The sequence below is a fragment of the Phenylobacterium sp. genome, from assembly GCF_036821595.1.
Lineage (GTDB): Bacteria > Pseudomonadota > Alphaproteobacteria > Caulobacterales > Caulobacteraceae > Phenylobacterium.
Genome location: NZ_DAISJG010000011.1, coordinates 91,532 through 99,009, shown reverse-complemented (window position 1 = coordinate 99,009; position 7,478 = coordinate 91,532). Strand labels below are relative to the sequence as shown.

General features: G+C 71.1%; 6 protein-coding genes. 2 read left to right on the top strand and 4 right to left on the bottom strand.

The annotated features are described in order from the left end of the window. Position 1: 1 nt before the first annotated feature. From V7Z97_RS08315 to V7Z97_RS08300, 4 genes are all read right to left on the bottom strand, one after another. Complete coding sequence (locus tag V7Z97_RS08315) at positions 2-1,162, bottom strand: fumarylacetoacetate hydrolase family protein (protein ID WP_334162715.1); 1,161 nt, start codon at positions 1,160-1,162, stop codon at positions 2-4. A 32-nt stretch (positions 1,163-1,194) separates the two neighbouring features. Continuing rightward, on the bottom strand, positions 1,195-2,391 hold the full coding sequence (locus tag V7Z97_RS08310) for an L-lactate dehydrogenase (protein WP_334162713.1): 1,197 nt from the start codon (positions 2,389-2,391) through the stop codon (positions 1,195-1,197). A 38-nt stretch (positions 2,392-2,429) separates the two neighbouring features. After that, the gene (locus tag V7Z97_RS08305) at positions 2,430-3,725 is read right to left on the bottom strand and encodes an MFS transporter (protein WP_334162711.1); all 1,296 of its coding nucleotides are present in this window, start codon (positions 3,723-3,725) and stop codon (positions 2,430-2,432) included. Between the two features lie 125 nt (positions 3,726-3,850). Continuing rightward, a complete protein-coding gene (locus V7Z97_RS08300) occupies positions 3,851-5,221 on the bottom strand; it encodes an amidohydrolase family protein (protein WP_334162709.1) in 1,371 nt (456 codons plus the stop codon). 186 nt (positions 5,222-5,407) lie between these two features. On the opposite strand from V7Z97_RS08300, the gene V7Z97_RS08295 reads away from it, so the two are divergent. After that, entirely contained in the window at positions 5,408-6,598 is a 1,191-nt protein-coding gene (locus V7Z97_RS08295; RefSeq protein WP_334162708.1) for a CaiB/BaiF CoA transferase family protein, read from the top strand. Beyond that, positions 6,595-7,374: an enoyl-CoA hydratase/isomerase family protein gene (locus tag V7Z97_RS08290; RefSeq protein ID WP_334162707.1), complete on the top strand. Its 780-nt coding sequence runs from the start codon at positions 6,595-6,597 to the stop codon at positions 7,372-7,374. The genes V7Z97_RS08295 and V7Z97_RS08290 overlap by 4 nt, the downstream gene beginning before the upstream one ends. Positions 7,375-7,478: the final 104 nt, after the last annotated feature.

Sequence of the window (7,478 nt, the reverse complement as noted above, 5' to 3'; positions counted from 1 at the left end):
GTCATCGTGCGGCCTCCGCCGAAAGCAGGCCGCGTCCGGCCAGGTTACGCATCAGGGCCCCCACCCCGAACGTCCAGGGGGGCGCCAGCTCGCAGGACGTGACCTTGTTCTCCAGCAGCCCGAGCTTGGGGCTCGCGACGCGGACCACGTCGCCGGTCTTGTGGGTGAAGCCGCGGCCGGGCGCGTCCCGGTCCTGGGTCGGCGCGAACAGCGTGCCGAGGAACAGGACGAAGCCGTCCGGGTACTGGTGGTGGTGGGTCGCCTGGGCGGCGAGATCCAGGGGATCGCGGCTTATCAGGCTCATGGTCGAGGTCCCTTCCAGTCGGAAGTTGTCCTCCCCCTGGATCTCCAGCGAGACCACCGCCTGGCGCACGTCGTCCATGGTGAAGTCGCCGTCGAACAGCCGGATGAACGGTCCCACGGCGCAGGAGGCGTTGTTGTCCTTCGCCTCGCCGAGCAGCAGGGCCGAGCGCCCCTCGAAGTCGCGCAGATTGACGTCGTTGCCCAGCATGGCCCCGCGGGCGCGGCCCTGCGGATCGCAGACCAGCACCACCTCCGGCTCGGGGTTGTTCCACTCGCTGTCGGAGCGGACGCCCACATAGGCGCCGGTTCCCACCGCCGACAGCGGCTGGGCCTTGGTGAACACCTCGGCGTGCGGCCCGATCGCCACCTCCAGGTATTGGGACCACAGCCCCTCGCCGATCAGCACGTCCTTGAGCCTGGCGGCGGCCTCCGAGCCCGGGCGCACCGAGCCGATGTCGGCCCCGATGCGCGCCTGCAGCTCGCCGCGGATGGCGTCGGCGCGGCCGGCGTCGCCGCGCGCCCGCTCCTCGATGACCCGCTCGATGGCCGAGACCGCGAAGGTCACCCCGCAGGCCTTGACCGCCTGCAGGTCGATGGGCGCCAACAGGCGGAGCGGCCGCTCGTCGCCGTCCGTCCACTCCGGCGCGAGGTCGTGGTCGGCGAGCGGGCCGAGGTCGCGTCCGGCCGGCACGGCCTCGTTGGGCGCGAGCCGGGCGAGCAGGTCGGCGACCGTGGGTGCGACGGCGGAAAGGTCCTCCAGCCGCCCCTGGCGCACGGCCACCGGCGACGGCCCCTCCCGCGTCCGGATGCGGCCGATGAGGAGGCTGTCCTCGGCGTCGTGGGGAAGGAGGCTAGGCACCGGAGTCCCTTTCTTGAGCTGAAAACTCGCCGTCAACCGGCGACTGCCGGCCGTGCCGGGCCGGGCGGGCCCGACAGGTCGGCGGGGCCCGAGGTGAGCACCGAGCGGTCGAGCCCGGCGACCCGGGTCTCGCCGATCAGCGCCATGGCCACGAGCATCTCGGCGCGGATAGTCTCCAGCATCGCGGCGACGCCGCGCTGGCCCTGGGCGGCGAGGGCGTAGGCCCAGGCGCGGCCGATCATCACCCCGTCGGCCCCGGACGCCATGGCCCGGATCACGTCGAGGCCCGAGCGTACGCCGGAGTCCATCAGCACCGTGATCCGCCGGTCCACGGCCTCGGCCACCGCCGGCAGGGCCGAGATGCTGGACGGCGCCCCGTCGAGCTGTCGGCCGCCGTGGTTGGAGACCACGATCCCGTCCACGCCGACCGAGACGCAGGCCCTGGCGTCGTCGGGGTCCAGCACGCCCTTCAGGACCAGCCGGCCCTTCCAGAGCTCGCGCAGCCAGTCGATCTCCTTCCAGGTGACGCTCGGGTCGTAGTTGGCCGCCACCCAGTCGAAGAAACCGCCGAGCCCGGTGCCCGGCGGCATGACGCGGGCCACGTTGCCGAGCTGGTGCGGCCGGCCGAACAGGCCCACGTCCCAGGCCCAGCCGGGGCGCTGCGCCACCTGCCACATCCGCGAGACCAGCCCGCCCACGCCGCTGGCGTTGGCCAGCCCGGTGCGGATGTCGCGGTAGCGGGTCGAGCTCACCGGCAGGTCGACCGTCAACAGCAGGGTGTCTATCCCCGCCGCCTCGGCGCGCGCCAGCAGGTCGCGCATGAAACTCCGGTCGCGGATCATGTAGAGCTGGAACCAGAAGGGCTCCCTCACCGCCGCGCGGACCTCCTCCACCGAACAGCCGGCGACGGTGGACATGCAGAAGGGGATCCCGGCCGCCTCCGCGGCGCGGGCCGCCTGCACCTCGCCGCGGCGGGCGTAGAGGCCCGCGAGCCCGATCGGGGCCAGCGCCACCGGCAGGGCCGCGCGCCGCCCGAGCAGCTCCGTGGAGAGGTCGATCTCGGCCACGTCGCGCAGCACCCGCTGGCGCACCGACAGGGTCTGCAGGTCCTCCACATTGCGCTTCAGCGTCGTCTCGGCGAACGCCCCGCCGTCGATGTACTCGAACAGGAACCGCGGCAGCCGCCGGCGCGCCAGGATCCTCAGGTCGCTAACGTCGGCCGCTCTCACGGTTGGAACCCCTCACTCGTCACGCGCGCCCCCGGGGTTCAGGCCGCCGCCGCCGGGGTCGCGTAGACCCGCTTCGACGCGTCGATCCAGAGGAACAGGAAGGCCGCGATCCCGGCGAGGGCCGCCAGCACGCCGAAGGCGGTGTTCCAGCCGTAGTAGGTCACCAGGTACCCGGTAGCGGCGGCCGCGACGGTCCCGCCCAGGTTACCGGCGGTGTTCATCACCGCCGAGACCGAGCCCGCGAATTCGTCGCCGATGTCGAGCGCCACGGCCCAGGACACGCCCACCGTCAGTTCCAGGCCGAAGACGGCGAGGCAGAAGAAGGCCACCCCGATCACCGGGTCCGTCTGGCTGATCGCCACCAGGATCATCGAGCCGGCCACCAGGAAGCCCACGATGGCCACTAGGCGGCGCGCCATCTTCAGGTTGCCCGTGCGCTCGTAGAGCTTGTCGGAGACGTAGCCGCCGGCGAGGTCGCCCAGCACCCCCGCCATCAGCGGCAGGCTGGCGAAAAGGCCCATCTTGGCGAGGCCGAAGCCGTGGGTGTCCACCAGATACTTGGGGAACCAGGAGAGGTAGATGCCGATCGAATAGGCGTAGCAGGCGTACATCGCCGCCAGGATCCACATCTGCGGGCTGGTCAGGATCTGCTTCCAGGGAACCGCCTGCCGGCCCGCGCCGTGGCGCACGCCGAGCTTCGAGGTGATCAGCTCCTTCTCCGCCTCGTTGACGAAGCGGTGCTCGGCCGGGCTGTCGCGGTAGTACCAGAACCAGACCACCGCCCAGACCACGCCCACCAGGGCGAAGACGATGAACGGCGCGCGCCAGCCGAAGGCCACGATCAGGGCCGCCGCCAGGATCGGCGTCAGCGCCCCGCCCAGCCGGGCGCCGGCGTGGGTCACGCCCTGGGCCCAGCCGCGCTCGGACGGCAGCATCCAGCGCGACAGCGAGCGCGTGGCGATCGGGAAGGCGCCGGCCTCGCCCATGCCGAACAGGAAGCGGCAGACGATCATCGAGGTGGCCGACCAGGTCGCTGCGGTCGCCGCGGTGAAGATCGACCACCAGATCACCACGCCCGAGAGCGCCCGCCTCGGTCCGAACCGGTCGCCCAGCCAGCCGCCGGGGATCTGGAAGAGGGCGTAGCTCAGCTGGAAGGCGGCGAGGATCCAGCCGATCGTCACCGTCGAGAAGCCGAACTCCTTCTGGATCGACGGGACCGCGGCGGAGATCGCCACCCGGTCCATGTAGGTGATCATGTAGACCGCCACCGTCAGCCACAGCACCACGTGCCGGGTGCGGGTCGGACGTGCGGAGGGGGAAGCGGCAGCGGCCATGCTCAGGGTTTCCTCGGGTGTCTAGACGCCGGCGTCCTGACGGCGCATGCCGCCGGCCCCGGGCTTGTTGTTGTTGTTGTTCCTGTCCGGCGCGCCCGGCGGACGCGCCGCGGTGCTCTTCGCGCCTACGGTTTCACGACCGAGACCGGCCGGCCCCCCAGGTAGACGGCGTTGATCTTGCGGGTGTTCAGGATGTCGGCAGTGGGGTCGGCGTCGAGCACCATCAGGTCGGCCTGCTTGCCGGCCTCCAGGGTGCCCAGGTCCTTCGCCCCCAGGAACTGCGCGGCCACGCCCGTGGCCGTGCGGATCGCCTCGGCCGGGGTGAAGCCCGACTCCACCATCAGCGCCAGCTCCCAGTGCGAGAAGTAGCCGGCGAAGCGGCCGGGGGGGCCGGAGTCGGTGCCGAAGCCGTAGGGCACGCCGCCGTCCTTCAGCCGCTTCAGGTTGGCCTTCGCCGTATCGAGGAAGGCCGGGTAGTCATGGAAGTGCGGACCCGAGGCCACGGTCTTCTGCCGCTCGGGGCTCTTCAGCTGCGCGAGCGCGGCCGGGGTGACGGCGGCCTGGAAGAAGGGGTCGTTGAGGATCTCCGAGGGCGGGACGCCGTAGGCGAACATCGAGGCCTCGCGCGACAGGGTCTCGGCCACCTGCCAGGTCCCGCGCTGCTTCATGGCGTCGATCAGCGCCTGGTCCACCGGACGGTCGCGCACGCTGTGCACCAGGCCGTCGACTCCCTGCCCCACGACCCGCTTGGCGTCCTCGAGGTAGAAGATGTGCGCCAGCACCCGCAGCTTGTGCTTGTGCGCCTGGTCGATAATCGCGGCGGAGACCTCCGGCGGCATCTTCGGCATGGTCCCGAGCTCGTCGTCGAGCCAGAACTTGATCACGTCCACGCCCTTGGCGGCCTGGGCGTCCACGGCGGCGCGCGCCTCCTGCGGCGTCGAGACCGGCTGGTTCAGCCCCGGCACGCCGCCGTAGCCGCCCTTGAAGACCATCCCCTGCCCGGCCGTGTAGACCCGCGCCATCGCCGGCCGGCCGCTCTGCCGCTGCTCGGCGCGCAGCGGCAGGATCAGGTCGTTGTCGGTGCCCATGCTGAGTACGGTCGTCACGCCGTAGGCGGCGTACTGCTTCAGGTCCTTCTCGACGCTCTCGCGCGTGTAGTTGCGATAGTCCTGCTTGAGGTCCACCACATTGCCGAGATGGACGTGCAGGTCGATGAGGCCGGGCATGACGTACTTGCCGCCGAGATCCACCGTGCGGGCGCCCTGCGGCGGCCGGGCCTCGGCGGCCGGGCCGACCCAGGCGATGCGGCCGTCCGGGCCGATCACCATGGCCGATCCGGGCTGGGCGGCGCGTCCGGTCCCGTCGATCAGGGTGAAGTTGGTCAGGAGCTGGCCGGCCTCGGCCGACGGCGCCGGTTCGGCGGGTTTCTGTCCGCATCCCGAGACGGTCAGGACGGCGGCGGCGGCGGCGAGGCCGCGAAGGGTGCGAAAACTCATGATGTCCGGGCTCCGGCGGCGTTGTTTCGAACGGGGCCGGACGTCCCGGCGCGACCCTCCAGCCTGGGTCGCAGAACGCCCCCGACGCCCCGTCCTTCCTCCTGATTGGCCTTGACCGTATATGAACACTGTATACAGAACAAGGCGCGTTCGGGCGGGACCTGAGGCGCTCAGGAGAAGCCTACAGTGACCACCCTCCCCCTTGCCGGAATCCGGGTCCTCGACATCTCCCAGGTCATGGCCGGGCCATTCTGCTGCATGCTGCTGGGGGACATGGGCGCGGACGTGATCAAGGTGGAGCCGCCAGGCGTCGGCGACTCGACCCGCAAGTCCATGGGGTTCCGTCTGAAGGGGGAGGACAGCCCGGGCTTCCTGGCCCTGAACCGGAACAAGCGCAGCGTCACCCTGAACCTCAAGGACGACGCCGACCGCGAGGTCTTCTACGCCCTGGTGAAGACCGCCGACGTGGTCGTGGAGAACGGCCGGCCCGGCGTCGCCGAGCGCCTGGGCATGAGCTACGAGGCCCTGCGGGCGGTGAACCCGAAGATCATCTACGCCTCGATCTCCGGCTTCGGCCAGACGGGACCGTGGGCGCTGCGCCCCGGCTACGACCTGATCGCCCAGGCCATGTCCGGCGTGATCAGCGCCACCGGCCACCCGGGCGGCGAGCCGGTGAAGAGCGACATCCCGGTGGGCGACCTGGGCGCGGGCCTGTTCGCCGTCTACGCCATCCTCAGCGCCGTCATCGGCCGCGACCGCACGGGCGAGGGCCAGTTCATCGACGCCTCCCTGTTCGAGGCGGCGCTCGGCCTGTCGGTCTGGGCCACCACCGAGCTCTGGGGCACCGGCAAGTCGCCCTCGCCGCTCGGCACCGCCAACCGCATGTCGGCGCCCTACCAGGCGGTGAAGGCGTCGGACGCCTACTTCGTCTTCGGCGCGGCCAACCAGAAGCTCTGGCTGGCCTTCCTGGACGTGATCGGCCGGCCGGAGCTGGCCGACGATCCGCGCTTCCTGACCAACACCGAGCGGCTGGTGAACGCCCGCGAGCTGATCGACCTCCTGAAGCCCATCTTCCTGGCGAAGACCGCCGACGAATGGGTGGAGGTGCTGCTCGCCGCCGGCGTCCCGGCGGGGCAGATCTACGACTACGAGCAGGCGCTCGCCAGCGACCACACCGCCGCCCGCCAGATGGTCCTGGACGTGCCGCACCCGGTGGAGGGGACCTTCAAGGCCCTGGGCTTCCCGGTGAAGATGTCGGCCACGCCGCAGCAGGTGCGCCACGCGCCGCCGCTGCTGGGCGAGCACAACGAGGAGATCCGCCGCGAACTCGCCGAGCGCGGCCTGCTGGACGGGACCAAGGGGGACGCCGCGCGATGAGCGAACCGAAGCTGAGATACGAGAAGGTCGGCGCCGTCGGCAGGATCACCTTCGACAACCCTACCGCACTCAACGCCCTGACCGTCCAGATGTGGGCCGACCTCGGCCGGGTCTGCCGGGAGATCGCAGAGGACCGCAGCGTGCGCGTCGTCACCCTGCGCGGCGCCGGCGGCAAGGCCTTCCTCTCCGGCACCGACATCACCGGTTTCCTCGACTTCACGTCCGGCAAGGACGGCATCGCCTACGAGGCTCGGATGGACGAGTACGTCGGCGCCGTGGAGGCCCTGCCCCAGCCGGTCCTGGCCATCGTCGAGGGATGGGCGGTGGGCGGTGGCCTAGCGCTCTCCTGCGCCGCCGACTTCCGGATCGCCACCCCCAGCGCCAAGTTCGGCTCGCCGCTCGGCCGCACCATCGGCAACTGTCTCTCGGCCAAGGGCTACGCGCGCGCCGTGGCCCATGTGGGCATCGCCCAGGCCAAGCGAATGCTGCTGCTGGGCGAGATGATCCCGGCCCAGGAGATGCTGAGCCTCGGCCTGCTGCATTCCATCGTCGAGCCCGAGCAGCTGGACGAGGCGGCCCAGGCGATCTGCGACCGGCTGGCGTCCATGGCGCCGCTGACCATGAAGGCCAGCAAGGAGGCCATGCGCCGACTGACCTACCGCGCCCTGCCCGACATCGATGACCTCGTCGAGGAGGTCTACGGCAGCCACGATTTCCGGACCGGCGTGCGCAACTTCCTGGAGAAGAAGGGCAAGCCCGACTGGACCGGGGCCTGAGGCCCCGGCGCGCCCGGACCACGCCGGAGCCCCGGTCCGGGCGCCCCCATTTCCGTATACAATATGCTATTCAGCCGACGCCTGAGCCTGTAATCAGGTGCGAG